We start from the raw sequence: 25,363 nt of genomic DNA, 5'->3' as shown, positions 1-25,363 counted from the left end.
CATCAATCCCGTTTGACCAACCCAGGCAACTGCGCCACCAGCTTCTGGTTGTTGAACGGCGCCCGAATGAACCCACGCTGACGCCCGTCCGGCCCGACCACCGCCAGGTTGCCGCTGTGGTCCACGGTGTAGCCCGGCTTGCTGGTATCTGCCGGAATGAATGGAATGCTCAGGGCATTGGCCAGCTTCTGGGTATCTTCGATCGACCCCGCCACCCCAATGAAGTCCTTGTCGAAATAACCCAGGTACTGCTTCAGCTGGTTCGGCGTGTCGCGGTTCGGGTCGACGCTCACCAACACCACTTGCAAACGGTCGACGGCGTCCTTGGGCAGCTCGCTCTTCACCTGGCGCAATTGGGCCAGGGTGGTCGGGCAGATGTCCGGGCAGTAGGTGTAGCCAAAGAACAGCAGGGACCACTTGCCTTTCAGTTCATCCAGGTGCACCGGCTGGCCATCCTGGTTGGTCATGGTTACATCTGCCACGGCGCGGCTTTGCGGCAACAGGATGATACCGGCATCGATCAGCTCGGCAGGGTTGGGCTGGTCGCGACCCTTGAGCACTTTGTTGACGGTGAGGCCCATGATCAGCGCGACCAGGGCAACGAGGACAAAGACGGTTTTCTGGGTTCGGGTCATAGGTTCAGCAACAGGTAGTGGTCGAGAAGCAACGCGATGAACAGCGCAAACAGGTACACGATAGAGTACTTGAAGGTGCCGATCGCTGCGTGCGGCCGGCTGCCACGGTACAACACCCAGGCCCATCGCAGGAAGCGCAGGCCCAGGGCCAGGGCACAGGCCAGGTACAGCGGGCCGCTCATGTGGATGGCGTAGGGCAACAGGCTCACCGCCAGCAATATCAGGGTGTACAGCAGGATGTGCAGCTTGGTGTAGCGCTCACCGTGGGTCACCGGCAGCATCGGAATGTCGGCCTTGGCGTACTCCTCCTTGCGGTGGATGGCCAGGGCCCAGAAGTGCGGTGGGGTCCAGGCGAAGATGATCAGCACCAGCAGCAACGGCTCGGCACTGACCTGGCCACTGACCGCGACCCAGCCCAGAAGGGGTGGGGCAGCGCCGGCCAGGCCGCCAATCACGATATTCTGCGGCGTGGCACGCTTTAGAAAACCGGTGTAGAGCACCGCATACCCAAGCAGCGAGGCCAGGGTCAGCCAGGCAGTGAGGGCATTGGTGAAAATCAGCAACAGGGCCATGCCCAGCAGCGCCAGCGCCAGGGCAAACAGCAAGGCGGGCAAGGGTTCGACACGGCCTTGGGCCAGCGGCCGCTTGCGGGTACGCGCCATCAGCGCATCGATGCGCCGGTCGACCACATGGTTGACCACTGCCGCGCCACCCGCGCACAGGCCGATACCCAGGTTGCCGAACAACAACACACCCCAGCCCACCCCCGCACGGGTAGCGAGGAACATGCCCGCCAACGAGGTGATCAACATCAGCACGACCACCTTGGGCTTGGTCAACTCCAGGTAATCGCGCCAGCTGGCCCGCTGGGTGCTCAGAAGCGTCGCCACGACTCGTTCCTCATGTGATGGGAAACGCCAACGCCGGTCACTGGCCGCAAGCGCCAGCCTTGGCCGACACCCACGCGTACCTTGTCGACCACCCGAATGCGGTAGTTCACCAGCACCATGCACAGCAACAGCAAAGCCCCACCGGCGTTGTGCGCCACCGCTATGGCCAGCGGCAGGTGCAGCAGCACATTGCTGATGCCCAGGCCCACCTGCACGGCCAGCGCCAGCAACACCAGCCGAGCCAGTCCGCCCAAACCACAGCGCTGCAGTTTCCAGCTGAGCATCAGCAGCACGCAGGTGACCACCAACGCACCCAGCCGGTGGCTGACATGGATGGCCGTGCGCGCATCACTGTCCAGCTGCCCCCCCAGGTAGTTGGGGCCAACGTGCTGGGTCAGGTGGAAACCATTGCTGAAGTCCGCCGCCGGCCACCACTGGCCATGGCAGGTGGGCAGGTCGATGCAGGCAACCGCTGCGTAGTTGGCACTGACCCAGCCACCCAAGGCGATCTGCCCGATCACCACCAGCAAGGCCAGCGCAGCGACCCGCCGCAGGCTGAGCGGCAATTTGGGCAACGGCGCAAAGGCCCGCGAAAGCCGCAGGGTTAAAAGGAACAGCAGGCTCAGCGTGGTAAAGCCGCCCAGCAAGTGGGCCGTGACGACCTGCGGCCAAAGTTTCAGGGTGACCGTCCACATGCCGAACGCCGCCTGGGCCAGCACCACACCCAGCAACAGCACAGGCAGGCGATAGGGTTGCCCGTCGCTGTGGTGCCGGCGCACTGCCTGCAAGGCGAGCAAGGCGATGACCACGGCAAGGCTGCCCGCGAAGTAACGATGAACCATTTCGGCCCAACCTTTCGCCGCCTCTACCGGGTGTTCGGGAAAGTGCAGTTCGGCATGGGCCAGCTGCGCTTCGCTTTTGGGTACGCTGATGAAACCGTAGCAACCGGGCCAGTCGGGGCAACCGAGGCCGGCGTGGGTCAGGCGGGTATAGGCACCGAGCAGGACGACCAGCAGTGCCAGCAGGGTGGCGCACACAGCAAGGCGGAATCCGGGTCTGGCCATGGCAGGCTCCTAGCCGATATTGGACAGCTTGAGCAGATGGCGCAGGTCATCCAGCACATGCTTGCCGTTGACCTTGGCGCCGTAGCGCAGCACCAGGTTGCCGTGCGGATCGACGATCCACAGCTGCGGGGCAACCTCGCCGACCTGCTTGAGGTAGCGCGGCGCATCCAGCGGGTAGCGTTGCAATTGCGGGTATTCGCGCCCGAGCAGGGCCTGGTAGTCGGCGCTCAGCGGCAGGGCGGCGGCCAGCGCATGGCTGGCCCGGCTGGCATCACGGCCCAGGCCGACCTGGATCTGCCGGGCCAGGTACACCAGCCGCTGGCATTCCTCGGCACAGGCCTGCGGCGCGCTGACCAGCAACTGCCAGCGCCCGTCCTCGCCGGCCACGCCCAGGTCGGCACGGCTCTCACCGTTGCCGATCATGGCGCCGTGGTAACTGCGGCCCTCCGGCACCCAGAAGTTGAGTTTGTACATGCTGGTGGCCAGGACCATCGGGCCCAGCACCACCAGAAGAATCAGCAACAGCTGCAAACGCCCGCGGGCTTTGGGTTTGCTACGTTCAGGCACGTCCAGTGGAGTGGCGGTGGCCATGGCTTTTCTCCTTGTTTTGGCGCCAGCCGAAATAGAGGTAGAGCAGCACCAGGGCGATCGCCAGGGCAAACCACTGCACGGCGTAACCCATGTGTTTTTCCGGCCCCATGGCCACGATGGGCCAGCCCAGGCGGTAGCTTGCCGGGCCAGGTTCCAGGCGCAGTTCGTGGGCGAACCCCTCACGCCCGAGCTGCGCCCACAGTTGCGCTGCGTCGATGGCGGTCAACAGGTGCGGCCACTGGCCGCCGACTGGGTCCGGGTGCAGCTGGAACGTGTTGCCGGGTACCACATACACCGAGGCGTCGAGGGCCAAGGCCTGGGCGGGGGTATCGAAGTGCACCGGTATGCGGCGGTCCGGCCAGGGAAGCCAGCCGCGATTGACCAGCAGCCACAGGCCGCTGGCCTGGTCGTGGAAGGGTTGCAGCAATTCGACACCGGCCTGACCGTCGCGCATGCGGTTGTCCAGCAGCACGCTGTGCTCGGCGTCGAAGCGGCCGTACAGGTGCACGCGGCGCATGGCGTTGTCTTCGTTGCCATTCAACTGGCTGGTGGCCAGCGGCGCTTCGATACGTCGCTCGGCGTAGCTGGCCAGCAATGCGCGCTTTTCCTCGGCCCGGCCGAGTTGCCAGCAGCCAAGCGCGATCAGCCCCGGTAGCAGTGCAAGTACCACCAAGGTGGGTACCCAACCTGGGCGAAACGGCCTCACGGGCGCCTCGCTATACTTATCCACATCACCGCACCCCCCGGGAGTAGCGCCATGCTCAAGGCCGCGATTGTCCTGATGCTGTTGGCCACGATCGCCAGTCTGTTCAGTGGCCTGGTGTTTCTGGTCAAAGATGATGAAAACTCGACCCGCCTGCTGAAAGCGCTGACGGTGCGGGTGACCCTGGCGGCGCTGACCATAGGGCTGGTCGCCTGGGGCTTCATCAGTGGTCAGCTCGTATCTCACGCCCCTTTCTGACGTTTTCACCTCGCCCTGTGGGAGCGGGCACGCCCGCGAATGCGATGTTGAATGCACCGGCGCATTCGCGGGCGCGCCCGCTCCCACAGGGTTCGCTAGTCACAGCACATACACAAAGATGAAAAGCCCCACCCACACCACATCCACGAAGTGCCAGTACCAGCTGGCCGCTTCGAAGCCGAAGTGTTTCTGCGGGTTGAAGTGACCACGCAGAATACGCACGAACATCACAATGAGGATGATCGTGCCCAAGGTCACGTGCGCGCCGTGGAAACCCGTGAGCATGAAGAACGTAGCGCCATAAATGCCCGAGCCCAGCGTCAGCCCCAGCTTGGTATAGGCCTCGTGGTACTCGAAGGCCTGCAGCGCGATGAAGCTGATGCCCAACACGATGGTCAGCGCCATCCAGCCTTTCAGCGCCCCGCGGTGGTCGCGGCGCAACGCATGGTGGGCCAGGGTGATGGTCACGCTGGAACTGACCAGCAACAGGGTATTGATCAGCGGCAGGTGCCACGGGTCGATCACTTCCTTGGGCGGCGGGAACAGCTTCGGGTCCGGCGTGTGCAACAGCGGCCAGGTGAACTCGAAGCCGGGCCAGAGCATATGGGCAACACCCTTGGCCCCTTCGCCACCCAGCCACGGCCCCGCCAGCACGCGCACGTAGAACAGCGCGCCGAAGAAGGCCAGGAAAAACATCACTTCCGAGAAGATGAACCAGCTCATGCCCCAGCGGAAAGAGCGGTCCAGCTGCGCGCTGTATAGCCCTGCACGGCTTTCCTTGACCACCGCCCCGAACCAGCCGAACAACATGTAGGCCAGAAACAGAGCACCCACGAAGAAAATCAACGGCCCGTGCGATTCCGGGTGCCCGGCCTTCATGTCGTTGAACCAGGTACCCAGGCCGAACACGCTGATGAACATGCCGAGGGTAGCGATGATCGGCCACTTGCTCTGCGCCGGAACATAGTAATGCTCATGACTTGCCATTGCTGTTCTCCTTCCCTTAACGGGCGCCCTGGACGGCCTGGGCCGCAACTTGAGCGACCGGCGGGTGGCGAGCGGTGATGTCGAACAAGGTGTAGGCCAGCGTCAGGTGCTTCACGCTGGCCGGCAGGTCGCGGTCGACGATGAAGCGCACCGGCATTTCGATGCGTTGGCCGGGTTGCAGCACCTGCTGCGTAAAGCAGAAGCACTCGGTCTTGTGGAAGTACGCCGCGGCTTCGGCGGGGGTAATGCTGGGTATCGCCTGGGCACTCATCGGCCGGTCGGTCGGGTTATGGGCAATGAAGATCATCTGGTTGACCGCACCAGGGTGGACCTCCAGCTGATCGGCGCTGGAGTAGAAGTCCCAGACCATGTCGCTGGCGTTGGTCGACATGAACTGCACCCGGACCGACCGCGAGGGGTCACTGACCTGGCTGCCCTCGTACTGCCCGCCGGTCTTGCCATTGATGCCGAAGGCCTTGCACATCACGTCGTAGATCGGCACCAGGGCAAAGCCGAAGGCGAACATCACCACCGTCAGCATCAGCAGGCGCGTTACCAGGCGCTTCAGCGAAAGGCCTGTCATGGCGGCGCTCCTACTTCACTTCCGGCGGTGTCTGGAAGGTGTGGTAGGGCGCAGGCGAGGGGATGGACCACTCCAGGCCTTCGGCGCCGTCCCAGGGTTTGGCCGGCGCAGGGGCGCCGCCACGGATGCACTTGATGACGATGAACAGGAAGAAGATCTGCGTGGCACCGAACATGAACGCGCCGATCGAAGACACCATGTTGAAATCGGCGAACTGCAGGTTGTAATCAGGTATGCGCCGCGGCATACCGGCCAGCCCCACGAAATGCATGGGGAAGAAGGCCAGGTTCATGCCGACGAACGACAGCCAGAAATGCAGCCTGCCCAGGGTCTCGTCATACATATGGCCGGTCCATTTCGGCAGCCAGTAGTAGGCCGAGGCGAAGATGCCAAAGATCGCCCCCGGCACCAGCACATAGTGGAAGTGCGCCACCACGAAGTAGGTGTCGTGGTACTGGAAGTCGGCCGGTGCAATCGCCAGCATCAGCCCACTGAAGCCGCCGATGGTAAACAGGATGACAAAGGCGATGGCGAACAGCATCGGGGTTTCGAAGGTCAACGAGCCTTCCCACATGGTGCTGACCCAGTTGAACACTTTCACGCCGGTGGGCACCGCAATCAGCATGGTGGCGTACATGAAGAACAGCTCGCCGACCACCGGAATACCGACCACGAACATGTGGTGCGCCCACACGATGAACGACAGGAAGGCGATGGCCCCGGTGGCGTACACCATCGAGGTGTAGCCAAACAGGGGCTTGCGCGAGAATGCCGGGATGATCGAGCTGACCGCGCCAAAGGCGGGCAGGATCATGATGTACACCTCGGGGTGGCCGAAGAACCAGAACACATGCTGGAACAGCACCGGGTCACCACCGCCAGCCGCACTGAAGAAACTGGTGCCGAAGTGGATGTCCATCAACATCATGGTAACCACCCCTGCCAGCACCGGCATCACTGCAATCAGCAGGAACGCAGTGATCAACCAGGTCCAGACGAACAGTGGCATTTTCATCAAGGTCATGCCGGGGGCACGCAGGTTCAGGATGGTCGCGATCACGTTGATCGCCCCCATGATCGAGCTGACACCCATCAGGTGGATGGCGAAGATGAAGAAGGTGACGCTGGCCGGGGCATAGGTCGTCGACAGCGGGGCGTAGAAGGTCCAGCCGAAATTCGGCCCGCCACCGGGGCTGAACAAGGTTGAAACCAGCAGCAGGAACGCCGCCGGCAACAACCAGAAGCTGAAGTTGTTCATGCGCGGCAGGGCCATGTCCGGCGCGCCGATCATCAGCGGGATCATCCAGTTCGCCAAGCCGACGAAGGCCGGCATCACGGCGCCGAAGACCATGATCAGCCCGTGCATGGTGGTCATCTGGTTGAAAAACGCCGGTTCGACGATCTGCAGCCCCGGCTGGAACAGCTCGGCGCGGATCACCATGGCGAACGAGCCACCCAACAGGAACATGAGGAAGGCGAACCACAGGTACAGGGTGCCGATATCCTTGTGGTTGGTGGTCAGCACCCAGCGCATCAGGCCCTTGGCCGGGCCGTGCGCATGGTCATGGCCGTGGGCGTGGTCGTCGATCACTGCACTCATGTCCTGTCTCCTGCAATCCACTGATTGCCGCGAGTAACCCGGTTCACTTGGCTTCTGCCTGCTTCAGCGCCAGCACGTCCTTCGGCGTGACCATGTCGCCCTTGTTGTTGCCCCAGGCGTTGCGTTCGTAGGTCACCACGGCAGCGATATCGACCTCCGACAGTTGCTTGCCGAAGGCGGCCATGGCGGTACCGGGTTTGCCGTGGAAAACGATGCTCAAGTGACCTTCCTTCGGCCCGGTAGCGATCTTCGAGCCTTTCAGCGCCGGGAACATCGGCGGCAGGCCCTGGCCTTCGGCCTGGTGACAGGCCACGCAGGTGGTGTGGTAGACCTTGTCGCCGCGCGCCACCAGCTCGTCCAGGGTCCATTCCTTGCTGGTCAGCTCCTTGAGCTTGGCCGCCTCTGCCTTGCGCTCGCCAAGCCAGGTGTCGTAGTCGGCCTGGGACTTGACCTCGACTACAACGGGCATGAAACCGTGGTCCTTGCCGCACAACTCGGTACACTGGCCGCGGTAGATGCCTGGCTTCTCGATGCGCGTCCAGGCTTCGTTGACGAAGCCGGGAATGGCGTCGCGCTTGACCGCGAAGGCGGGCACCCACCATGAGTGAATTACATCGGCCGCCGTCACCAGGAAGCGCACCTTGGCACCCACCGGCAACACCAGCGGTTGGTCGACTTCCAGCAGGTAGTGCTCGTCTTTGGGCGCCTGGTTGTGAATCTGCTCGGCGGGTGTGGCCAGGTTGCTGAAGAACTCCACGTCCTGGCCCAGGTACTTGTAATGCCACTTCCACTGATAGCCGGTGACCTGGATGTCGATATCCGACTCGCTGGCGTCATAGATGTCGATCAGGGTCTTGGTGGCCGGTATGGCCATGGCCACAAGGATCAGGAACGGGACCACGGTCCAGAGGATTTCCACCCAGGTATGCTCGTGGAAATGCGCGGCCTGCTGGCCGGTGGAGCGGCGGTGGATGACCATGGACCAGAACATCGCGCCGAACACCACGATGCCGATGACCACGCAGATCCAGAAGATGGTCATGTGCAGATCGAAGACGGCGTTGGAGACTTCCGTCGCCCCCGGGTGCATGTTCACGGTCCAGGCAGCGTTGGCCTGACCCAGAACCGACCACAACAGCAGGCCCATCCAGACAGGTGGATGTCGCATCATTGCGGGTTCCCCTTCTCGTTCTTGTTTTCCCGGAGGCGTGGCCTGCGGCAAGAGGGAACGGCGGTCAAGACTGCCTGGCTTCAACGACCGAGCCCCTGCTAAAAGCAGTCGGGCCTCATCAACGAATCACGTTCACCGGGAGTATAGACAGCGACCAATGCCGCGCAACGAAGGCAATGAAATGAACTTCACGAAACAGCTATATCCCTTGAAAACCGCAGGCTTGAGGAGGAATGGCCAAATAGTGGCCATGCTATATTCCAGGTAACGCAGAATTTGAAATCATCTATAACAAATTCGTCTTAGGTATGCCGTATACCGAGCTAATTTAGTGTCTTCCGTTTGAAACGTAATGTCCCTGGAGTTGTCATGAACATCGCTGCTGTACGCGAGCAGGTAAGCCAAGCCCATCAACATGAAGGCCAGACTGGCCAATTGAAACAGCGTCTCGAGCTGCAACTGCCCCACCTGCACCCCTCGATCCAACTGCCTGAGCAGGACGCACAGGGTACTTTGGCGCGCTTCGTCAGCGCCTACATCGAACAGGTTCCGGAACTGCTGGAGGCGGCCCATGAAGTCGCCCTTGAGGCCGGCATCGAGTCGCAGATCAAGCCTGTATTGAAAATTGCCGAGGCTTACTTCCTGCAGCCACCCGAGGTCATGAACGGCCATGTGGGGCTGGACTGCCTGCTAGATGAGGCGTACCTGGCGCACCGCCTGGTGGAGGAGGTGAATGACTTGTACATCCGTCACTTCCAGCAGCCGCTGATCCCGGTCGACACCACCGTCGCCAACCTGATTGCCCACCAGTTGATCGGCGAAGAATTTGCCAACCAGCTGGATGAAGTGGTGCACCACTCGGTGGATGAGATGCTCAATGACGCAAGCTTTGCGGCTGAGTCGGTGGAAGCCTACCGCGAGACACTGACTAGCCCGGCAACCGGTGAGGCGTGGAAGCGCTGGCCGTGCCTGTCGCGTCAGCTGGGTGTCGAGCTGGGCCAGCCGACCTGATACTCCTGTGCCGGCCTCTTCGCGGGTTCACCCGCGAAAAGGCCAGTTCAGGCACTACAGAACTTCAACCTCAGGCCCCCACACCCGCCGTGGTCCGTAACCGCCCCTCGATTCGCCGCTTCAACCGCCGCTGTTCGATCAGCAACCGCGAGCCATTGGCAGCATTGCTGCGCCCCCAGTCCTCCAGCAATTCAAGGCACGAGTGGTCGATATAGCTCAGGTTACCCAGTGGCACATGCAACGTGGTGCCCACCGGCACGCCATCGAGCACCTGGGTCAATGCCGGTACCTTGAGGAAGGTCGCGGCACCACTGAGCCGCAATTCCATGTGCCCAGGCTTTGCCAGATCGACCAGGTTGATCTTCAACCGTGCCGCCCTGAATGCCAGCTTCAGCAAGGTCAGGGCAAAGCCGAGCAACACGCCGGTCAGCAGGTCGGTAAAGATGATCGCCAGCGCCGTCGCCGCATAGGTGAACATCGGCATGCGGCCATAACGGCCCAACCCACGGAACGCCTTGAAGTCGACCAGCTTGATCCCCGTGAACACCAGCACACCTGCCAGGCTGGCTACCGGTATCTGCTGCAGCACACTGCTCAACGCCACCACGAAAGCCAGCAGCCACAAGCCATGGAAAATGGCCGAAGCGCGTGTTTGCGCACCTGCCTGCACGTTGGCCGAGCTACGTACGATCACACCGGTCATCGGCAGTGCACCCAGCACCCCGCAGAGCATGTTGCCAATGCCCTGTGCGGACAGCTCACGGTCGAAGTCCGAACGCTGGCCACTGTGCATGCGGTCGACCGCAGCCGCTGACAGCAAGGTTTCGGCACTGGCAATGAATGCCAGGGCAAAGGCGGCGACGAGCAGGGCAGGGTCGGCCAGTTGCATCAAGTCACCGGGGCGGAGCCAGTCGATGGCTTCGGACAAGTCAGCCGGTACTTCCACGCGGTTCACGGGCAAGGCCAACCACATGCTGATGATGGTCATGCTCGCCACACCCAGCAGGGCGCCTGGCACAAAGCGCAGGCGCTGCGGCCGCAAACGTTCCCAGCCCCACATGATGGCGATGGTGCCCAGGCCCAGCGCACCGGCTATCCAGCCAGCGCCGGCGCTTTCGTGCGGCATGGCCGCAGCGAGGGTCGCCGGGAACTGCACAAGGTTCTGCATACCCGATGGCTGCGGTGCGGTGTCGAACATCACATGCACCTGCGACAGCACGATCAACACGCCAATGCCTGCCAGCATGCCGTAGACCACCGCCGGCGCGGTGACGCGGAACCAGCAGCCCAGGCGCAGGCGCCCGGCCAGCAATTGCAGCAAACCGGCCAATAACAGGATCGGCCCGAGCATGGCCATGCCGTGCTGGCGGACCAGCTCGAAGACCAGCACCGCAAGGCCCGCCGCCGGACCACTGACTTGCAACGGCGAACCGGCGAGGAAGCCGACGACGACACCGCCGATAATGCCGGTAATCAGGCCCTTGGCCGGCGGCATGCCCGAGGCGATGGCAATGCCCATGCACAAGGGCAGGGCCACCAGAAAGACCACCACCGAAGCCAGCAACTCACGCGGCAGGGCCGCTTTCAGCTGTGTAATGTTCACCATGTTTCTCCTTTCTCTAGTCGCACGGCCATTCCCCTGGCCATGGGCACGTTGGGTCCCCGACAAGCGCGCAGGCGCGGGCCGCCAGCGGGCTCGCCGGCAGGGCAGTCAGGGTATTCAGGGCAGCCGAAGGCCGCGCCACACCCCTACAGGGTGCAGCCGGCTATCAAGGTTCTAACGGCGGACGGGTCGCTTAGTAGCGGCCTCTCGGAGTGGCGCATGGCACCGGTTGGCCTGCGGCCAGGGGCATGAAGCTGTCGCTGGCAGCGTCGTAGGCTTCGATCCTGCTGGTCTCGATGTCGTAGATCCAGCCATGGATGTACAGCTGACCCGCTGCAAGCCCCGAAGCCACTGAAGGGTGGGTGCGCAAGTGGTGCAGCTGGGCGATGACGTTCTCTTTGGTCAGCACTTGCATGCTTTCATGCTCGGTGCCGCACGAGCAGTTGTTCTCGACCACGGTGCGGGCCACTTCGGCGTGGCGCAGCCAGGCGCCAACGGTTGGCATCTTGGTCAGCGATTGCGGGTTGAGTACCGCACGCATCGCGCCACAGTCGGAGTGGCCGCAGATGATGATGTGGTGCACTTTAAGTGCCATCACCGCGTACTCGATAGCGCTGGAAACGCCACCGTTCATCTGGCCATAAGGCGGTACGACGTTACCTACGTTACGGGTCACGAACAGGTCGCCTGGCGAACTTTGCGTGATCAGTTCGGGCACGATGCGCGAGTCGGCGCAGGTAATGAACATGGCGCGCGGTGTTTGCGCAGTGGCGAGCTTCTTGAACAGCTCTTGCTGTTCAGGGAAGACGTCATGGTGAAAGCGCAGGAAACCGTCGACGATGTGCTTCAGGGCAGCATCGGCGCTTTCAGCGGGGACCTGCGGTACGACCTTGGATGGGTCCTTGACGGGCATGATTCATCCTCTTGACGGTGTGTAGGTAAATCCATTTTACCGGTTAAAGATTCTGGCTATGCAGGGTTTTAGATGACACGCACAGCCCATAGATCACAGTCGGTGTGGATTGGTTGCCTACGCTAACCGGGAAAACTTAACTGAAACTTAATTCGAGGGCTCTAGAACGGGCGTTCCAGATATAAAAGGCGGGATCTGAATAATAGCAAAAAAACATCAACTGCCAATATGTATTAGCGTAATTATTGGCTGCCATTAGTGAGGCTTTCTGTAGGGCGTGTTTACCCTGGCTATCAGAACAGTGCCATCTGCTCGCCCGGCGGGGAAAAGGCCGAGCAATCCAGCACCTGTGACTCGCGCCCTTCGAACGCCAGGCGTTTCATCGCCTTGGCGAAGCGCTGCGCCAGCAACTCGGCAAATACCCCCTCACCCCGCATGCGTGTGCCAAAGCGGCTGTCGTACAGCTCGCCATCGCGGCTCTGGCGGATCAGGCTCAGCACATGCGCAGCGCGCTGTGGGTAATGGTCGTGCAACCACTGCTCGAACAGCGGCGCCACCTCCAGCGGCAGGCGCAGCAGCATGTACGCCGCGCTCTGCGCCCCGGCCGCCTTGGCCGCTTCCAACAGGCGCTCCAGTTCGCGGTCGTTGATCATCGGTATCATCGGCGAGCACAACACGCCCACCGGCACGCCTGCTTCGCGCAGCACACGAATGGCCCGCAACCTTGCCCCTGGCGCTGCCGCCCGGGGCTCGAGCACCCGCTTGAGGTCATCGTCCAGCGTAGTCAGGCTGATCATCACCCGCACCAGGCGCTGGCGGGCCATGTCGGCGAGCAGGTCGAGGTCGCGCAGCACCAGGGCCCCTTTGGTGACGATGGTCACCGGGTGGCGAAAACGCAGCAGTACCTCAAGCAGGCGCCGAGTCAGCAGTTGCTCGCGCTCGATGGGCTGGTAAGGGTCAGTGTTGGAGCCCAGGTTGATCGGTGCACACTTATACCCAGGTTTGCTCAACTGCTGCACCAGTACCTCGGCGGCGTTGGTCTTGGCGATCAGCTTGGTTTCGAAGTCCAGGCCTGGGGACAGATCCCAGTAGGCATGGGACGGGCGGGCATAGCAGTAGATACAGCCATGCTCGCAACCGCGGTAGGGGTTGATCGAGCGGTCGAAGGGCAGGTCAGGGGAAGTATTGCGCGCGATGATGGTCTTGGCGGTTTCAGCCCTGACCTCGGTGCCTTGGGTAACGGGCACCTCCTGATACCAGCCATCGTCTTCGAGCACCGACTGGCGTGGTGCAAAACGATTGTGTGGGTTATGGCGGGTACCACGACCGCGAACAGGATCCATGCTGTTAGCCCCTTACTGGTTATGCATACAGTATATTACCAGCAGCGCCTTCACCCTTGTTGTCAGGGAGACAAGTGGCGCCTTGCATACGGCTCCAGCGACATGGGCCTGCCGGCGAATGCGTTGAACGACGCCGTCATCCGGCGCATTCCGCCCCTGGCCAGGATTTCGTCGCGCAGGCGGCGGCCCAGCGCCCGATGATCGGCGTCGGCCGCCTCGAATGCACTGAACGCGTCAATGGCATGGACCTGCGCCCACTTGTAGCAGTAATAACCCGCTTCATAACCCGTGACCATGTAATCGAACCCTTCGGCAAACCTGTCCTGGGCGAAGGCTTGCGGCAAGCCGACCTGCTGGGTTGCGGCAACCGCCAGCTGGCGAAGGTCGTGGCGGGCGCGATCGTCGCAATGCGCGACGAGATCGAACCAGCACAGCCGCAGTTGCTCGGCTTCCGCCACCGCCAGGAAACGACGTTTGCCAGCGAGCCACTGCTGCATCTGTGGCAATGACACTGGCGGCGCACCCGTTTCCGGCTGCGGCAACGCCAACAGTGCCGGGGCAGACCAGCACCACTGTTCGAGCAAGGTGCCGACGAATTCGCAGGCATCGGCGCCCAGCGCGGAAGTGGCGGTGCGATTGAGGCGCCGGTGCTGGTTGGTGACCAGCAACTGATGCAGGGCATGGCCCGCCTCGTGGAACAGCTTGCAAAGGTCTGCGTGATCCAAGTTGGGCGTGACTTGCCCAGGCTGCAGCTCGAAACAGCAGGAAAGCAGAACGGCGGGCAACGTCACCACACCGTCGGCCTCCACATGGCGCTGGCGCATGGGATAACTGTACGGCCAGGGCAGCTTGCCTGGGCGTTGGTAGGCATCCAGGTAGATATGCCCCAGGCGGGCATGCCCGTCCATTACCTCCAGTACCTGCACATCGGGGTGCCAACCTGCCACATCGCACGCCACGATACGCACGCCAAGCACCTGTTCATGCAGTTGCCACAGCCCCTGCAGGACGCTGCCCAGGGGGAAACGCTCGCGCAGGCTGGCGTCGATCGCCTCGTTGCCTTGCAGCCGAAGCTTTCGGCCAAGGTATGCCACGTCCCACGGGGCAAGCGCCTCGATACCCAATTCGCTACCCAGCACCTGCATCGCCTTCAGCTCCTCCTGCAGGCGCGCGCTGTTCTGCTGGATCAAGGCGTTGATGAAGGCCTCGACCTGCGAGGTGTCACGCGAGTCCTTGGCTTCAAGGCTCAACTGCGCCGCGTTGGCCAGGCCCAACAGCCGCGCACGCTCATGACGCAGCCGCAACAGCGCCTGCAGCACCGGGCCATTGTCCAGGGCGTAGTTGCCACTCAGGTCGCAAGCCAGCTGCCGTGAGGCCTGATAAACCTCTTTACGCAAATCACGCGCGTCGGCCCACTCAAGGACCACTTGCACCGTGCGCTCGTCGAGGTCGAGCAGCCAACCCGCCTGGCCCTGCGCCGCAGCCTTGATTGCCAGCCGATCACGCTCAACGCATGGCAGGCCGGCCAGGCGCGCCTCGTGCGGCACCAGGCAAGTCCAGGCCTCACGTGCCTGGATCAGGTTACTCATGAATTGCTGCTCAAGCCCGACGATCGCCTGCTCGGTGGTGTGCAGTTGCTTGCGCGCGCCAGCGCCCAAACCATGGCCGGCGTGGCGGAACGCCCTGAGGATCAGTTTGAGCACAGCCTGGCGCTCGTCATCCAGCTGCGCGGGATCGAGGCGCTGGTAGGCTTCATACAACCTTGAGTGCTCGTGCTTGTATCGCGCCCAGTCGAGCAGCAACTGATTACAAGCATCGACTTCCACAGCCCATGCCTGGCTTTCGTACACCAACGGCACGAGCATGTGCAGCAGGTCTTCCAGCCGCTGGTCCAGCTGCTCGACGGCCAGCACCAAGCTATCCCAACCTGGCGCCGGGCCGCTGTGTTCGATGATCTGTTCGAGCGCCGCGACATTGGCGTCGCGAATGGACAAGAAGACGGGTTGGAGCTGCTCGGGCCGTAGCGACGGGTAGTCGAGCAAGCCATGGGCAATTCGAGCAAGGCCGTGATTCACGAAGCACCTCAGGGGCAAGTCAGGGGCCGACACTGTAGCCAGCCCCCTGTTACCCCGCAGAAGCTCTATGTAACGCCCTGTACCCTTACTCTGCGGGTTTCTTCAACTTCGGATTAGGGAAGAACTGCACCGTCTGTACCTTGGCCGCAGGGGTTTTCGGCTCGAGGTGGTTGACCCGTGTCCCCAACTCCTTGGGCACCGACAAGCCCTGTTCGTTGAGCGTATCGGTAAAGCCGCAGGCCACGCACTCACGGTGCGGTACGTCGTCTTCGCTCCACATCATCAGTTTGTCGGGCTGGCTGCATGCCGGGCATACAGCCCCGGCAATGAAGCGCTTCTTGGTCTTGTTCACGGCTACCTCACTCATGCCGCAGCGGCCTCGGCCAAGCCACTGTGGCGCAGCAATGCATCAATGGAAGGCTCACGGCCACGGAAGTCGACGAACAGTTCCATGGGCTCGCGCGAGCCGCCGCGCGCCAGGATCGCTTCGCGGAAGGCGCGGCCGGTTTCGGCATTCAGCACGCCTTCTTCCTCGAAGCGCGAGAAAGCGTCGGCCGACAGCACTTCAGCCCACTTGTAGCTGTAGTAACCCGCTGCGTAACCGCCAGCAAAGATGTGCGCAAAGCTGTTGGGGAAACGGTTGTACGCCGGCGGGCGCATGACCGAGACCTCATCGCGTACGCCTTCGAGCACCTGCAGCACGCTACGCCCGTCACCATGGCTGGCATGCAGTTCGAAGTCGAACAGCGAGAACTCCAGTTGGCGCACCATCATCATGCCCGACTGGAAGTTCTTCGCCGCCAGCATCTTGTCCAGCAGGTCCTGTGGCAGGGCCGCACCGGTTTCATAATGCCCCGAAATAAGCGCCAGGCCTTCCGGCTCCCAGCACCAGTTTTCCATGAACTGGCTAGGCAGCTCGACGGCATCCCAAGCCACGCCATTGATGCCGGAAACCCCGGCATGCTCGATGCGCGTCAGCATGTGGTGCAGGCCGTGGCCAAATTCGTGGAACAGCGTGGTGACCTCATCATGGGTCAGCAGCGCCGGCTTGCCAGGCGCAGCCGGGGTGAAGTTGCACACCAGGTTGGCCACCGGGCTTTGCAACTGGCCGCTGGCGGTGCGGCGCCGGTCACGGGCGCCGTCCATCCAGGCACCCCCCCGCTTGTTGGCGCGGGCATACAGGTCGAAGAAGAAGCGCCCGACATGCTGGCCGTTTTCCTTGATTTCGAACAGGCGGACATCCGGGTGCCAGCTGTCGAAGCCCTTCAACTCTGCGATTTCGATGCCATACAGGCGCTGCACGATGCTGAACAGGCCGCTAAGTACCTTGTCGATCGGGAAGTAGGCGCGCAGGGCCTCCTGCGACACGCTGTAGCGCTGTTCGCGCAGCTTCTCGCCATAGTACCCGGCGTCCCAACTGGCCAGCTCTGGGCAGCCTTGCTCGGCGGCATAGGCCTTGAGCTGCTGCAGGTCCTGGGCGGCGAACGGCTTGGAGCGTTGAGCCAGATCGCGCAGGAAGCTCAGTACCTGGTCGCTGGACTCGGCCATCTTGGTCGCCAGGCTCAGCTCGGCGTAGTTCTTGTAGCCCAGCAGCTCGGCCAGTTCCTGACGCAGGTCGAGGATTTGCTCCATCACCGGCCCGTTGTCGTGCTGGCCAGCGTTCGGGCCCTGGTCCGAGGCGCGGGTGCAGTAGGCCGCGTACACCTCTTCGCGCAGGGTGCGGTCGCTGGCGTAGGTCATCACGGCGTAGTAGCTGGGGAATTCCAGGGTGATCAGCCAGCCGTCGAGGCCCTTGGCCTGCGCTGCAGCGGCCATTTGCGCCTTGGCCGAATCGGTCAGGCCGGCCAGTGCGGCCTCGTCGGTCACATGCTTGGTCCAGGCCTGGGTGGCGTCCAGCAACTGGTTGGAGAAGCGGCTGCCCAGCTCACTGAGCTTGCTTTGCACATCGGCATAGCGCTGCTGCTTGTCCGCTGGAAGGTCGATACCCGACAGACGGAAGTCACGCAGGGCATGTTCGAGTATGGTTTTTTGCGCCACATCGAAACCGGCGGCCTCCGGGCCGCTGATCAGCGCCTGGTAGGCTTCGAACAACGCACGGTTCTGGCCCAGTTCGGTGGAGTAGGCGCTGAGCGCTGGCAGGCACGACTCGTAAGCCTCGCGCAATTCGGCGCTGTTGCACACCGCGTTGAGGTGGCTGACCGGGCTCCAGGCGGCACCCAGGCGGTCGTTCAGTTCGTCCATGGCCAGCACCAGGCCGGCCCAGGTGGGGTTGCTGCCCTGCTTTTCGAGGATCTCGGCAATGGCTTTACGGTTGTCGGCCAGGATCGCTTCGATCGCCGGCAACACGTGTTCGGCACGGATTTGCGAGAAGGGCGGCAGATCGTAGGACTGCAGAAGCGGGTTGTTCGCACTCACGGTTCGGATACCTTGGCAGAAGAAACACTGCCCCATCTTAATTACAATCGACGCCGACCGCAGCAGGCAGCCTGCCTATCGACACAGATGAGAGACGCTATCATGGCCATTCGCAGCTTCCAGCAACACACTCCGAAAGTGGGGCCCAGGGCATTCGTCGACCGTTCGGCGGTGGTGCTGGGCGACGTTGAAATCGGCGAAGACAGCTCGGTCTGGCCACTGACCGTGGTGCGCGGCGACATGCACCGCATCCGGATTGGTGCGCGCACCAGCGTGCAGGACGGCAGCGTGCTGCATATCACCCACGCCGGCCCGTTCAACCCGGACGGCTTCGCGCTGATCATCGGCGACGAAGTGACCATCGGTCACAAGGTGATGCTGCATGGCTGCACGTTGGGTAACCGCATTCTGGTCGGCATGGGCAGCACGGTCATGGACGGTGCGATCGTGGAGGATGAAGTGATCATTGGCGCCGGCAGCCTGGTGCCGCCAGGCAAACGCCTGGTCAGCGGCTACCTGTACATGGGCAGCCCGGTGAAACAGGCGCGGCTGCTCAATGACCAGGAGCGGGCGTTTTTCGCCTACAGCGCCAGCAACTATGTGAAGCTCAAGGACCAGCACCTGGCCGAAGGCTTCGATCAACCTGAATGAGCGCATTTGCGTGGAACCTTGTACATGCACCAGCAAAACATCCTGTTCGACCTCGACGGCACCCTGACCGACCCACGCCTGGGCATCACCCGCTCTATCCAGTATGCCTTGGCAAAGCTGGGCATCGATGAGCCAGACCTGGCCCGCCTCGAGCACTTCATCGGCCCACCTTTGTTGCAGGCGTTCATGCAGTTCTATGGTTTCGACGAAGCCAAGGCGTGGGAGGCGGTCAATTTCTACCGCGAGCGCTTCCGCGTGACCGGGCTGTACGAAAACCTGGTGTTCGCCGGCGTGCCGGAGCTGCTCCAAGCCCTGAACAGCCAGGGCCGCACGCTGTATATCGCCACTTCCAAACCGTGGGAGTTTGCCCGCGAAATTGCCCGGCACTTCGCCTTCGACCACCACTTCAAGGTGATCTACGGCAGCGAACTGGACGGCACGCGCACCAACAAGGTTGAGCTGATTCGCCATTTGCTGGACGAAGAAGGGCTGGACCCGGCGCAGACGCTGATGATCGGTGACCGCAAGCATGACCTGATCGGCGCGCGCAGCAATGGTTTGCAGGCCGTGGCGGTGGGCTATGGGTTTGGTAGCCGGGAAGAGTTGATGGCCGAAGCACCGGCTTTCCACTTCGTCACGCTGGCCGAGATGCATCAGGCATTTACCAAGGCCTGAGGGCCTTCAGGGCTGCTTTGCAGCCCATGCGGTCACTGTGGGAGTTGGCTTGCCGACGATGGGCCGCAACGCGGCCCCAAAATCTCACCGGCCAGCCATCAACTTCTGCAACGCCGCCTTCCTTTCAGCAATGGGCAACCTCCCCAACTGCTCAACCCGTTCATAGAACCGCCCCCAATCCCCGCCAACCTCGCGAAACACCGCCGCAAACGCCGGCACCCACTGGTCATACAGCCCGAACGGCAACAGCTTGGCATTGTTCATGGGCCCGTACACCCAGGCGTCAAAGCGCTTGTCGCCGCCCCACTGGCTGTCCCGCACCTGCTGGTAGTCACGCCTGAGCCGCGCGAACTCCGCCCGCTTGGCCTGGCGCTTGTGCGCATCATCCAGCGGCCCGGCGTAAATCGCCTGCAACCGCTCGCGGCTGGCCAGCACCAGTTGGATAAACTGCTCCCGCTGCTGCCCCTGATCGCCACCCACCGCAGCCAGCCCGCGCGCCGCGCGCCATTGCCGGGTGCCTTCCTGTTCGACGAACGAGGCAAAGGACTCGTTGAACTCGGTGTCGTCCTGCACATAAAAGCGCTGGTGCGCCAGCTCGTGAAAGATCAAGGTCGCCAGGCGTTCGTCACCCCAGCCCACCATCGACGACAGAATAGGGTCGTCGAACCAGCCCAAGGTGGAATAGGCCTCCACCCCGCCCACGTACACATCCAGCCCTTCCTCACGCATCAACGCTGCCGCGCCACGCGCTGCACCTTGCTGGTAGTAGCCGCGGTACGCCACGCAACCCGCTATCGGAAAACAGTGTGTCACCGGTTGCAGTGAGAGCTCTGGCGTGGCGAAAACATTCCAAACCACATAGGGGCGCCCAAGGTCGGCGTATACGCGGTAGCTGCGGTTATCCGGCAACTTCAGCTGCTGGCTGGCAAACGCGCGCGCCTGTTCCGCCCGCTGCAGCCGCGCCCGTAACAGGGGAGGGGTAGCAGGGTCGGCGACCACTTGTTCCACCGGTTGCCGCGCGCGCAGCAGTTGCCACTGGCCTTGCGCAAGCTGGCCGTAATAGGCCGCACTGCTGCAACCGCTCAGCAGAAGCACCGCCAGCAGCGGAACCAAACGGGTGAAAACGCGGTCGAGTGGCCCAGGGCCTGAGCGCTGCATAAGAAAAAGTCGAAGCATCGGGACTGTCTGACTCGCTCAAGGCCGATTCGCTCCAAGACTATCTCGCCACGGGGGAGTTTCGCCATGCGTGCATTGTGGGTCGCCGGTTCACTGTTGCTGTTATCTGCCTGTTCAACGCTGCCAGACCCAGACCCGAACCAGGCCTGGATCGACCTTACGCCCTACGACAACACCTCGTTGCACGCGGTGCAGGTCGATGAGCGCGATTGGGCCGACAACCGGTACTTCGAAGTCCAACCCGGCAGCCATGAGTTGACCGTGCGCTACCAGTTTCCGGTCACCCCCAGCAACATCGGCCCGGTCGACCAACCCCTGTGGCGAGATTGCCAGGTAAAGCTGGCGTTCAAAGACTTCAACGCCGGGCAACGCTATCAGCTGCAGGCCGGGAGCATCGGCTTCCGCCCATGGGTGAAGTTGTATGACCAGCAACAAAAACTGCTGGGCCAGGGCCTCCCAGCGGGCTGCCAGCACACCTAACCACGCAAACGGCGCTATGCTGTTAACGTGCCAATCGCAAGTGGGAGCTTTGCCATGCGCCAGCCCATGATGCTGATCGCCCTCAGTGCACTGGGGGCTTGCGCCAGCCCCTTGCCGCCGGTCGACCCCAAGCAAGCCTGGGTCGACTTGTACACCATGACCCCCGGCCGGGTAATCATGGCCGACCGCCTTGACGGGAAGCGCCTGGACGACGGCCGATACTTTCAGGTAACCCCCGGCAAGCATGAGCTGGTCGTGCGCTTCGATTACGAGATCTACTCTGGCGGGATGCTGACCGACCCCAGGGACCGTACCTGTTACCTGACTGTGCGCTTCGATGACTTCAAGGCAGGGGAACGTTATCGCCTGGAGGCGCGGGCGCCGGTAATGGAGCCGCAGGTATTGCTGTATGACGCCAGCCGCACGGTGCTGGTGAATGAGCCTAGCGATGTGTTCTGTATTCCGTAGGCGGGGGTGCGGCGGGTAGGGGGTGCTGCCGGTGGGGGAGCTGCTGCGAGTCAGGGGCTGCTGCGCAGCCCATCGCGACGCAAGGCCGCTCCTACAGGGGCCTGTGGAAGCGGGCTTTTGTCGCAAATGGGCCGCGAAGCGGCCACTCATGCTCGAGCGCTAGCGATCATTCTTCTGGTAAATGATCTTCTTGGTCCCGCCATCGCACGTCCCGACCACCATATTCGGGTCCTGGACCTCACTGTTAGGCACGATCTCCAGGGTGTACGAAGCCACCCCTTGGGCCTGGATCTTGGCCTCGATCTCGGCTTTCAGTTCCTCGCACGGCTTGACCGCCGCCAGCGCAGACGTGGCGACCAGCGAAGCGAACACGGCGATTGCTACGCGAATCATGGAACGGCTCCTGAAAAGGCAGTATTGCTGCCGACGTTGGTTAGACTACAGCAAACTGCCATCGTTGCGCCGCTTCAGCCCACCAACGCCGCATCCAGGCTGATCTTGGCGTTGAGCACCTTCGACACCGGGCAGCCTGCTTTGGCCTTGTTGGCAATTTCCATGAACTGCGCCTCACTGGCGCCTGGCACCTTGGCTCGCAACACCAGGTGTACAGCGGTAATGGCAAAACCATCAGGCTGCTTGTCGAGGGTGACTTCCGCCGCCGTGTCGATCCGGTCCGGGGTGAGCCCGGCCTCGCCGAGCATCATCGACAGCGCCATCGAGAAGCAGCCCGCGTGCGCCGCACCGATCAGTTCCTCTGGGTTGGTACCCGGCGTGTCCTCGAAACGGGTGTTGAAGCCATAAGGGTTCTGCTTGAGGGCGCCGCTTTCGGTTGAAAGCAGGCCTTTGCCGTCCTTCAAACCACCTTGCCAGATCGCCGATGCTGTCTTCTTCATGATGCCTCCTTGTCACTCGGTTACGTGCCTATGGGTTCAGAGGTCAGATACGCCCGGCAAGTTCAGAGCAATTGCGCCCCCCATTGAATCCAACGATTACGCCCATACAGAGTCATAAAGGCCTCTGGCCAATCATTCTTGCGGAGGCCCCATGACGCAGCTACGTGACCTGAAGATTTCCACCCTCGACCTTGTGCCCGTTCGCGCCGATGCCGGCCCGGCGCAGTCGCTGCGCAACTCGCTGGACCTGGCGCAGCACGTCGAACGCTTGGGCTACAACCGCTTCTGGGTGGCCGAACACCACAACATGGACGGCATCGCCAGCTCGGCGACCTCGGTGCTTATCGGCTACCTCGCCGGGGGCACTTCGAGCATTCGCGTAGGCTCCGGCGGGGTCATGCTGCCCAACCATGCGCCGTTGGTGATCGCCGAGCAGTTCGGCACCCTCGCCAGCCTGTACCCGGGGCGCATCGACCTCGGCCTTGGCCGTGCGCCAGGCTCCGACCAGATGACTGCATACGCCTTGCGCCGAGACCGCGCAGGTGGCCCGGACGATTTCCCGGACGACGTCGAAGAGCTGTCACGCTACCTTGGCCCCCGAACCGATGATCAAAAAGTGATCGCTGTGCCTGGGCACGACACCGATGTGCCCATGTGGCTGCTGGGCTCCAGCCTGTTCAGCGCGCAACTGGCCGGTATGCGCGGCATGCCCTATGCCTTCGCCTCGCACTTCGCGCCGCGTTACATGCACGAGGCAATCCGCGTGTATCGCAACCACTTCAAACCGTCCACCACGCTGGACAAACCCTATGTGATGCTGGGCATTCCCATGGTGGTTGCCGAAACCGATGAACAGGCCGAATACCTGGCCACTTCGGTGTACCAGCGCATTCTGGCGCTGATTCGCGGGCAGAGCCTGATGCAGAAAGCCCCGGTACCCAGCATGGACGGCTTATGGCTGCCCCATGAACGCGATGCGGTAGGCAGCTTCCTGGGGTTGGCGATGATCGGCAGCCCGCAGAAAGTGCGCGCAAAAGTGGAGGTGTTGCTGGAGCAAACCGGGGCGGATGAGCTGATGTTTACCTGTGACCTGTACGAGCATGCAGATCGTATTCGCGCTTATGAGCTGCTGGCGCAGGCTTTGAAGAGCGAGTGAACCCCTTCGCGAGTGCCCCCGCGAAGGGGCCACCGCGTCAGCCGCGGCGGTAGACGATTTCCTTGGTGCCGCCTTCGCAGCTGCCGATCACCTTGCCCGCCGGGTCGCCCTTTTTGACGATCTCCAGCTTGTAGCCAACAACCCCCTTGGCATCGAGCTTGGCGGCAATTTCCGCTTTCAGCTCCTCGCAGGGTTTGCCCGCCGCCATTGCGCCACCGACCAGCGTCATCAGGCCCAGCGCCAGTATCAGTTTGTTCATCACTTGCATTCCTTGTGCAGATGAAACCAGAAAGGGGCGCCCACTAGGGCGCCCTGTTCCTAATACCCCATCAGTGCAACCTGTTCCAGCCTGGCTGTGTTTCAGCTATTGGCGATACGGAAGCCCACCTTCAACGTCACCTGGAAGTGCGCGACCTTGTTGTCGCGAATATGGCCACGGGTCTCGGCCACCTCGAACCACTCCATGTGCTTGATGCTCTGGCCGGCTTCGGCCAGGGCATTGTTGATCGCATCTTCGATACTGGTAGGCGAAGACCCCACCAGTTCGACCTTCTTGTAGGTGTGATGATCGGTCATGAGCGCTCTCCTTGGGTAACAGTGATATTCAGCCTGGCAGTGCGAGCCTGGTTTACCTGCGAGCTGTCATCAGGGGCGAAAGTTCGATCGCACTTTCGTGCAGCCCAAGGGTCGCAGTTCATAGAGTCCATACTGCAAAGGAGAGTCAACATGCCCCGCAATTCGCTGCGTAAAACATCCCTGGAAAGCATGGAAGCAGAGATCGAAAGCCTGCTGAAAAGCCTGGAAAGCCTGAAGCACGATGCCTCCGAAGAAACCCAGAAATCAGTCAAGGCCATGCGCAGCAACGCCGAGAGTGCCCTGCGCCATTCGCGCAGCCTGCTGAGCGATGCCTATGAGGAAGTCAAGGAGCGTACCCGCCAAACCGGCATCGCCACCCGCGACTATGCCCAGGAGCACCCGTACACCACTGCCGGTGTAGCCATTGGTGCCTTGGGCCTGCTGGCAGCTTACCTGCTGTGCAAGCGCAACTAAGCGCTCTGCCCTAGCAGTTCTGCCCGCAACCATTGCGCCAGTTGCTCGGCGCGCCCGTCAGCGGCGCGCCGAGGTACCCACAGCGCCAGCGCCGCCGGTGTCGGTGAAAAGCCCCACGGCGCACTCAGGCGGCCCGCCCGCAGGTCATCGGCGACCAGGGGTTGCGGCGCGATCGCCACGCCCAGTCCCGCCACCGCAGCTTCCAACAGGTAATACAAGTGCTCGAAAGCCTGCCCGTAGTGCATGGCAGCCGGCTCCAGACCCTGCTGCGCCGCCCAGGTCGGCCAAGCCTGTGGGCGCGAGGTGGTGTGCAACACGGCTTCTTCGAGCAAAGCTTTGGCTGGCGCCCCCTGTAAGCGCTGGTAACCGGCGAAGTGCGGGCTCAGCACCGGGCCGATTCGCTCCTCGGCCAACACATGCACCTGCATGTCTGCCGGCCACGGGGGCTCGGCATACACCAATAGCGCATCCAGCCCTGGCCGCCTTGGATCAAGGTCACCCTCACCGGCTGAAAGGTGCAGGCGCAGCTCTGGCAAGTCTGCCTGCAAACGCCCCAACCGCGGGATGAACCAGCGCGCCAGCAGGCTGCCTGAGCAACCCAGTACGAACGGGGCCTCGCGGGTGTCGCGGCTCAGTTCGGCACATGCGCTGCGCAAGCGGTCGAACGCCTCGCCACTGGCATCGCGCAGGCGCAGGCCGGCATCTGTGAGTTTGATGCCACGCCCCTCCTTGACGAACAACGCCACCCCCAGATGCTCCTCAAGCACCTTGATCTGCCGGCTGACGGCACCATGGGTAACGTGCAACGCCTCGGCCGCCTGGCTGACACTGTTAAGCCGGGCAGTGGCCTCGAAAGCACGCAGGGCATTGAGGGGAGGGAGGTCGTGAGCCATTACCTGTGAGTTTTCCTGACAAGTTTGCGCAATCTTATCGGTTTTCAGCCGGGCCTGTCGTGGTTAGAGTAAAGCCCAT

At 62.5% G+C, this 25,363-nt stretch carries 29 protein-coding genes; 8 read left to right on the top strand and 21 right to left on the bottom strand.

Features of this window, described 5'->3' with window-relative positions; all coding sequences use genetic code 11:
• Nucleotides 1-2: 2 nt before the first annotated feature.
• Genes K4A76_RS00345 through K4A76_RS00325 form a run of 5 tightly spaced genes read right to left on the bottom strand, consistent with a single transcriptional unit; the run spans nucleotide 3 to nucleotide 3,886 of the window.
• The gene (locus tag K4A76_RS00345) at nucleotides 3-635 is read right to left on the bottom strand and encodes an SCO family protein (RefSeq protein WP_144187325.1); all 633 of its coding nucleotides are present in this window, start codon (nucleotides 633-635) and stop codon (nucleotides 3-5) included.
• Nucleotides 632-1,525 (bottom strand): heme o synthase, encoded by an 894-nt coding sequence (cyoE, locus tag K4A76_RS00340; RefSeq protein WP_029886295.1) that lies wholly within the window; start codon nucleotides 1,523-1,525, stop codon nucleotides 632-634. Before cyoE ends, K4A76_RS00345 begins: the two co-directional genes overlap by 4 nt.
• Nucleotides 1,510-2,589, bottom strand: a complete 1,080-nt coding sequence (locus tag K4A76_RS00335; RefSeq protein ID WP_274411312.1) for a COX15/CtaA family protein — start codon at nucleotides 2,587-2,589, stop codon at nucleotides 1,510-1,512. Before K4A76_RS00335 ends, cyoE begins: the two co-directional genes overlap by 16 nt.
• 9 nt (nucleotides 2,590-2,598) lie before the next feature.
• Complete coding sequence (locus tag K4A76_RS00330; RefSeq protein WP_274411311.1) at nucleotides 2,599-3,180, bottom strand: hypothetical protein; 582 nt, start codon at nucleotides 3,178-3,180, stop codon at nucleotides 2,599-2,601.
• A complete protein-coding gene (locus K4A76_RS00325; protein ID WP_274411310.1) occupies nucleotides 3,149-3,886 on the bottom strand; it encodes an SURF1 family protein in 738 nt (245 codons plus the stop codon). Before K4A76_RS00325 ends, K4A76_RS00330 begins: the two co-directional genes overlap by 32 nt.
• 51 nt (nucleotides 3,887-3,937) lie before the next feature.
• Here K4A76_RS00325 and K4A76_RS00320 point away from each other — a divergent pair, with 51 nt between their 5' ends.
• Nucleotides 3,938-4,141 carry a twin transmembrane helix small protein gene (locus tag K4A76_RS00320; protein ID WP_003258925.1) on the top strand — a complete coding sequence of 68 codons (204 nt, stop codon included), beginning with the start codon at nucleotides 3,938-3,940 and terminating at the stop codon, nucleotides 4,139-4,141.
• A 99-nt stretch (nucleotides 4,142-4,240) separates the two neighbouring features.
• Here K4A76_RS00320 and K4A76_RS00315 read toward each other — a convergent pair whose 3' ends face one another.
• From K4A76_RS00315 to coxB, 4 genes are read right to left on the bottom strand one after another with little or no spacing between them, the layout of a single operon-like run.
• Nucleotides 4,241-5,128, bottom strand: a complete 888-nt coding sequence (locus tag K4A76_RS00315) for a cytochrome c oxidase subunit 3 (protein ID WP_029886292.1) — start codon at nucleotides 5,126-5,128, stop codon at nucleotides 4,241-4,243.
• Nucleotides 5,129-5,144: 16 nt separating this feature from the next.
• On the bottom strand, nucleotides 5,145-5,711 hold the full coding sequence (locus K4A76_RS00310; RefSeq protein WP_029886291.1) for a cytochrome c oxidase assembly protein: 567 nt from the start codon (nucleotides 5,709-5,711) through the stop codon (nucleotides 5,145-5,147).
• A 10-nt stretch (nucleotides 5,712-5,721) separates the two neighbouring features.
• Nucleotides 5,722-7,311, bottom strand: coding sequence for a cytochrome c oxidase subunit I (gene ctaD / locus K4A76_RS00305; RefSeq protein WP_054911456.1), 1,590 nt, complete (start codon nucleotides 7,309-7,311; stop codon nucleotides 5,722-5,724).
• 43 nt (nucleotides 7,312-7,354) lie between these two features.
• On the bottom strand, nucleotides 7,355-8,482 hold the full coding sequence (gene coxB / locus K4A76_RS00300) for a cytochrome c oxidase subunit II (RefSeq protein WP_054911457.1): 1,128 nt from the start codon (nucleotides 8,480-8,482) through the stop codon (nucleotides 7,355-7,357).
• A 369-nt stretch (nucleotides 8,483-8,851) separates the two neighbouring features.
• Here coxB and K4A76_RS00295 point away from each other — a divergent pair, with 369 nt between their 5' ends.
• Nucleotides 8,852-9,493, top strand: coding sequence for a hypothetical protein (locus tag K4A76_RS00295; RefSeq protein ID WP_029886289.1), 642 nt, complete (start codon nucleotides 8,852-8,854; stop codon nucleotides 9,491-9,493).
• A 70-nt stretch (nucleotides 9,494-9,563) separates the two neighbouring features.
• On the opposite strand, the gene K4A76_RS00290 is transcribed toward K4A76_RS00295, so the two are convergent.
• From K4A76_RS00290 to prlC, 6 genes are all read right to left on the bottom strand, one after another.
• A complete protein-coding gene (locus K4A76_RS00290) occupies nucleotides 9,564-11,099 on the bottom strand; it encodes a SulP family inorganic anion transporter (protein WP_220460455.1) in 1,536 nt (511 codons plus the stop codon).
• Nucleotides 11,100-11,289: 190 nt separating this feature from the next.
• Nucleotides 11,290-12,009 (bottom strand): carbonic anhydrase, encoded by a 720-nt coding sequence (locus tag K4A76_RS00285; protein WP_274411309.1) that lies wholly within the window; start codon nucleotides 12,007-12,009, stop codon nucleotides 11,290-11,292.
• A gap of 293 nt (nucleotides 12,010-12,302) precedes the next feature.
• The gene (locus K4A76_RS00280) at nucleotides 12,303-13,352 is read right to left on the bottom strand and encodes a PA0069 family radical SAM protein (protein ID WP_274411308.1); all 1,050 of its coding nucleotides are present in this window, start codon (nucleotides 13,350-13,352) and stop codon (nucleotides 12,303-12,305) included.
• A gap of 62 nt (nucleotides 13,353-13,414) precedes the next feature.
• A complete protein-coding gene (locus K4A76_RS00275) occupies nucleotides 13,415-15,427 on the bottom strand; it encodes a M3 family metallopeptidase (protein ID WP_274411307.1) in 2,013 nt (670 codons plus the stop codon).
• Nucleotides 15,428-15,512: 85 nt separating this feature from the next.
• Nucleotides 15,513-15,794 (bottom strand): YheV family putative zinc ribbon protein, encoded by a 282-nt coding sequence (locus K4A76_RS00270; RefSeq protein ID WP_009683615.1) that lies wholly within the window; start codon nucleotides 15,792-15,794, stop codon nucleotides 15,513-15,515.
• On the bottom strand, nucleotides 15,791-17,878 hold the full coding sequence (prlC, locus tag K4A76_RS00265) for an oligopeptidase A (RefSeq protein WP_274411306.1): 2,088 nt from the start codon (nucleotides 17,876-17,878) through the stop codon (nucleotides 15,791-15,793). The genes K4A76_RS00270 and prlC overlap by 4 nt, the downstream gene beginning before the upstream one ends.
• Before the next feature lie 66 nt (nucleotides 17,879-17,944).
• On the opposite strand from prlC, the gene K4A76_RS00260 reads away from it, so the two are divergent.
• Both K4A76_RS00260 and K4A76_RS00255 read left to right on the top strand, forming a co-directional pair.
• Nucleotides 17,945-18,493: a gamma carbonic anhydrase family protein gene (locus K4A76_RS00260; protein WP_029886284.1), complete on the top strand. Its 549-nt coding sequence runs from the start codon at nucleotides 17,945-17,947 to the stop codon at nucleotides 18,491-18,493.
• A gap of 24 nt (nucleotides 18,494-18,517) precedes the next feature.
• Nucleotides 18,518-19,168: an HAD family hydrolase gene (locus K4A76_RS00255; RefSeq protein ID WP_274411305.1), complete on the top strand. Its 651-nt coding sequence runs from the start codon at nucleotides 18,518-18,520 to the stop codon at nucleotides 19,166-19,168.
• An 84-nt stretch (nucleotides 19,169-19,252) separates the two neighbouring features.
• Here the strand turns inward: K4A76_RS00255 and K4A76_RS00250 are convergent, their stop codons facing one another.
• A complete protein-coding gene (locus tag K4A76_RS00250; protein ID WP_274411304.1) occupies nucleotides 19,253-20,326 on the bottom strand; it encodes an aminopeptidase in 1,074 nt (357 codons plus the stop codon).
• An 84-nt stretch (nucleotides 20,327-20,410) separates the two neighbouring features.
• Between K4A76_RS00250 and K4A76_RS00245 the strand changes: the two genes are divergently transcribed.
• Complete coding sequence (locus tag K4A76_RS00245; protein WP_173887092.1) at nucleotides 20,411-20,824, top strand: PA0061/PA0062 family lipoprotein; 414 nt, start codon at nucleotides 20,411-20,413, stop codon at nucleotides 20,822-20,824.
• Nucleotides 20,825-20,878: 54 nt separating this feature from the next.
• A complete protein-coding gene (locus K4A76_RS00240; protein WP_009682185.1) occupies nucleotides 20,879-21,292 on the top strand; it encodes a PA0061/PA0062 family lipoprotein in 414 nt (137 codons plus the stop codon).
• A gap of 159 nt (nucleotides 21,293-21,451) precedes the next feature.
• Here K4A76_RS00240 and K4A76_RS00235 read toward each other — a convergent pair whose 3' ends face one another.
• Nucleotides 21,452-21,685: a DUF1161 domain-containing protein gene (locus K4A76_RS00235; protein ID WP_009682184.1), complete on the bottom strand. Its 234-nt coding sequence runs from the start codon at nucleotides 21,683-21,685 to the stop codon at nucleotides 21,452-21,454.
• A gap of 74 nt (nucleotides 21,686-21,759) precedes the next feature.
• The gene (locus K4A76_RS00230; RefSeq protein WP_009682183.1) at nucleotides 21,760-22,185 is read right to left on the bottom strand and encodes an OsmC family protein; all 426 of its coding nucleotides are present in this window, start codon (nucleotides 22,183-22,185) and stop codon (nucleotides 21,760-21,762) included.
• A 151-nt stretch (nucleotides 22,186-22,336) separates the two neighbouring features.
• On the opposite strand from K4A76_RS00230, the gene K4A76_RS00225 reads away from it, so the two are divergent.
• Complete coding sequence (locus tag K4A76_RS00225; RefSeq protein WP_274411303.1) at nucleotides 22,337-23,341, top strand: LLM class flavin-dependent oxidoreductase; 1,005 nt, start codon at nucleotides 22,337-22,339, stop codon at nucleotides 23,339-23,341.
• 37 nt (nucleotides 23,342-23,378) lie between these two features.
• On the opposite strand, the gene K4A76_RS00220 is transcribed toward K4A76_RS00225, so the two are convergent.
• Together K4A76_RS00220 and K4A76_RS00215 are read right to left on the bottom strand one after the other, a co-directional pair.
• Entirely contained in the window at nucleotides 23,379-23,600 is a 222-nt protein-coding gene (locus K4A76_RS00220) for a DUF1161 domain-containing protein (protein ID WP_274411302.1), read from the bottom strand.
• 101 nt (nucleotides 23,601-23,701) lie between these two features.
• A complete protein-coding gene (locus K4A76_RS00215) occupies nucleotides 23,702-23,917 on the bottom strand; it encodes a dodecin (RefSeq protein ID WP_009682180.1) in 216 nt (71 codons plus the stop codon).
• Between the two features lie 150 nt (nucleotides 23,918-24,067).
• Between K4A76_RS00215 and K4A76_RS00210 the strand changes: the two genes are divergently transcribed.
• On the top strand, nucleotides 24,068-24,391 hold the full coding sequence (locus K4A76_RS00210) for a DUF883 family protein (RefSeq protein WP_009682179.1): 324 nt from the start codon (nucleotides 24,068-24,070) through the stop codon (nucleotides 24,389-24,391).
• On the opposite strand, the gene K4A76_RS00205 is transcribed toward K4A76_RS00210, so the two are convergent.
• Nucleotides 24,388-25,284, bottom strand: coding sequence for a LysR family transcriptional regulator (locus K4A76_RS00205; protein WP_029887972.1), 897 nt, complete (start codon nucleotides 25,282-25,284; stop codon nucleotides 24,388-24,390). The two genes, K4A76_RS00210 and K4A76_RS00205, sit on opposite strands and share 4 nt — an antisense overlap.
• Between the last annotated feature and the right edge of the window lie 79 nt (nucleotides 25,285-25,363).

It is taken from the genome of Pseudomonas sp. NEEL19 (assembly GCF_028751975.1).
Classification (GTDB): Bacteria; Pseudomonadota; Gammaproteobacteria; order Pseudomonadales; family Pseudomonadaceae; genus Aquipseudomonas; species Aquipseudomonas juntendi.
This window is presented reverse-complemented; position numbering and strand designations above follow the sequence as displayed.

Bases quoted from the DNA above. Each gene is read 5' to 3' on its own strand.
- K4A76_RS00345 (WP_144187325.1), bottom strand. From the start codon at position 635: ATGACCCGAACCCAGAAAACCGTCTTTGTCCTCGTTGCCCTGGTCGCG.
- K4A76_RS00335 (WP_274411312.1), bottom strand. From the start codon at position 2,589: ATGGCCAGACCCGGATTCCGCCTTGCTGTGTGCGCCACCCTGCTGGCA.
- K4A76_RS00330 (WP_274411311.1), bottom strand. From the start codon at position 3,180: ATGGCCACCGCCACTCCACTGGACGTGCCTGAACGTAGCAAACCCAAA.
- K4A76_RS00320 (WP_003258925.1), top strand. From the start codon at position 3,938: ATGCTCAAGGCCGCGATTGTCCTGATGCTGTTGGCCACGATCGCCAGT.
- K4A76_RS00315 (WP_029886292.1), bottom strand. From the start codon at position 5,128: ATGGCAAGTCATGAGCATTACTATGTTCCGGCGCAGAGCAAGTGGCCG.
- K4A76_RS00310 (WP_029886291.1), bottom strand. From the start codon at position 5,711: ATGACAGGCCTTTCGCTGAAGCGCCTGGTAACGCGCCTGCTGATGCTG.
- ctaD (WP_054911456.1), bottom strand. From the start codon at position 7,311: ATGAGTGCAGTGATCGACGACCACGCCCACGGCCATGACCATGCGCAC.
- coxB (WP_054911457.1), bottom strand. From the start codon at position 8,482: ATGATGCGACATCCACCTGTCTGGATGGGCCTGCTGTTGTGGTCGGTT.
- K4A76_RS00295 (WP_029886289.1), top strand. From the start codon at position 8,852: ATGAACATCGCTGCTGTACGCGAGCAGGTAAGCCAAGCCCATCAACAT.
- K4A76_RS00290 (WP_220460455.1), bottom strand. From the start codon at position 11,099: ATGGTGAACATTACACAGCTGAAAGCGGCCCTGCCGCGTGAGTTGCTG.
- K4A76_RS00285 (WP_274411309.1), bottom strand. From the start codon at position 12,009: ATGCCCGTCAAGGACCCATCCAAGGTCGTACCGCAGGTCCCCGCTGAA.
- K4A76_RS00280 (WP_274411308.1), bottom strand. From the start codon at position 13,352: ATGGATCCTGTTCGCGGTCGTGGTACCCGCCATAACCCACACAATCGT.
- K4A76_RS00270 (WP_009683615.1), bottom strand. From the start codon at position 15,794: ATGAGTGAGGTAGCCGTGAACAAGACCAAGAAGCGCTTCATTGCCGGG.
- prlC (WP_274411306.1), bottom strand. From the start codon at position 17,878: ATGGGGCAGTGTTTCTTCTGCCAAGGTATCCGAACCGTGAGTGCGAAC.
- K4A76_RS00260 (WP_029886284.1), top strand. From the start codon at position 17,945: ATGGCCATTCGCAGCTTCCAGCAACACACTCCGAAAGTGGGGCCCAGG.
- K4A76_RS00255 (WP_274411305.1), top strand. From the start codon at position 18,518: ATGCACCAGCAAAACATCCTGTTCGACCTCGACGGCACCCTGACCGAC.
- K4A76_RS00250 (WP_274411304.1), bottom strand. From the start codon at position 20,326: ATGCAGCGCTCAGGCCCTGGGCCACTCGACCGCGTTTTCACCCGTTTG.
- K4A76_RS00245 (WP_173887092.1), top strand. From the start codon at position 20,411: ATGCGTGCATTGTGGGTCGCCGGTTCACTGTTGCTGTTATCTGCCTGT.
- K4A76_RS00240 (WP_009682185.1), top strand. From the start codon at position 20,879: ATGCGCCAGCCCATGATGCTGATCGCCCTCAGTGCACTGGGGGCTTGC.
- K4A76_RS00235 (WP_009682184.1), bottom strand. From the start codon at position 21,685: ATGATTCGCGTAGCAATCGCCGTGTTCGCTTCGCTGGTCGCCACGTCT.
- K4A76_RS00230 (WP_009682183.1), bottom strand. From the start codon at position 22,185: ATGAAGAAGACAGCATCGGCGATCTGGCAAGGTGGTTTGAAGGACGGC.
- K4A76_RS00225 (WP_274411303.1), top strand. From the start codon at position 22,337: ATGACGCAGCTACGTGACCTGAAGATTTCCACCCTCGACCTTGTGCCC.
- K4A76_RS00220 (WP_274411302.1), bottom strand. From the start codon at position 23,600: ATGAACAAACTGATACTGGCGCTGGGCCTGATGACGCTGGTCGGTGGC.
- K4A76_RS00215 (WP_009682180.1), bottom strand. From the start codon at position 23,917: ATGACCGATCATCACACCTACAAGAAGGTCGAACTGGTGGGGTCTTCG.
- K4A76_RS00210 (WP_009682179.1), top strand. From the start codon at position 24,068: ATGCCCCGCAATTCGCTGCGTAAAACATCCCTGGAAAGCATGGAAGCA.
- K4A76_RS00205 (WP_029887972.1), bottom strand. From the start codon at position 25,284: ATGGCTCACGACCTCCCTCCCCTCAATGCCCTGCGTGCTTTCGAGGCC.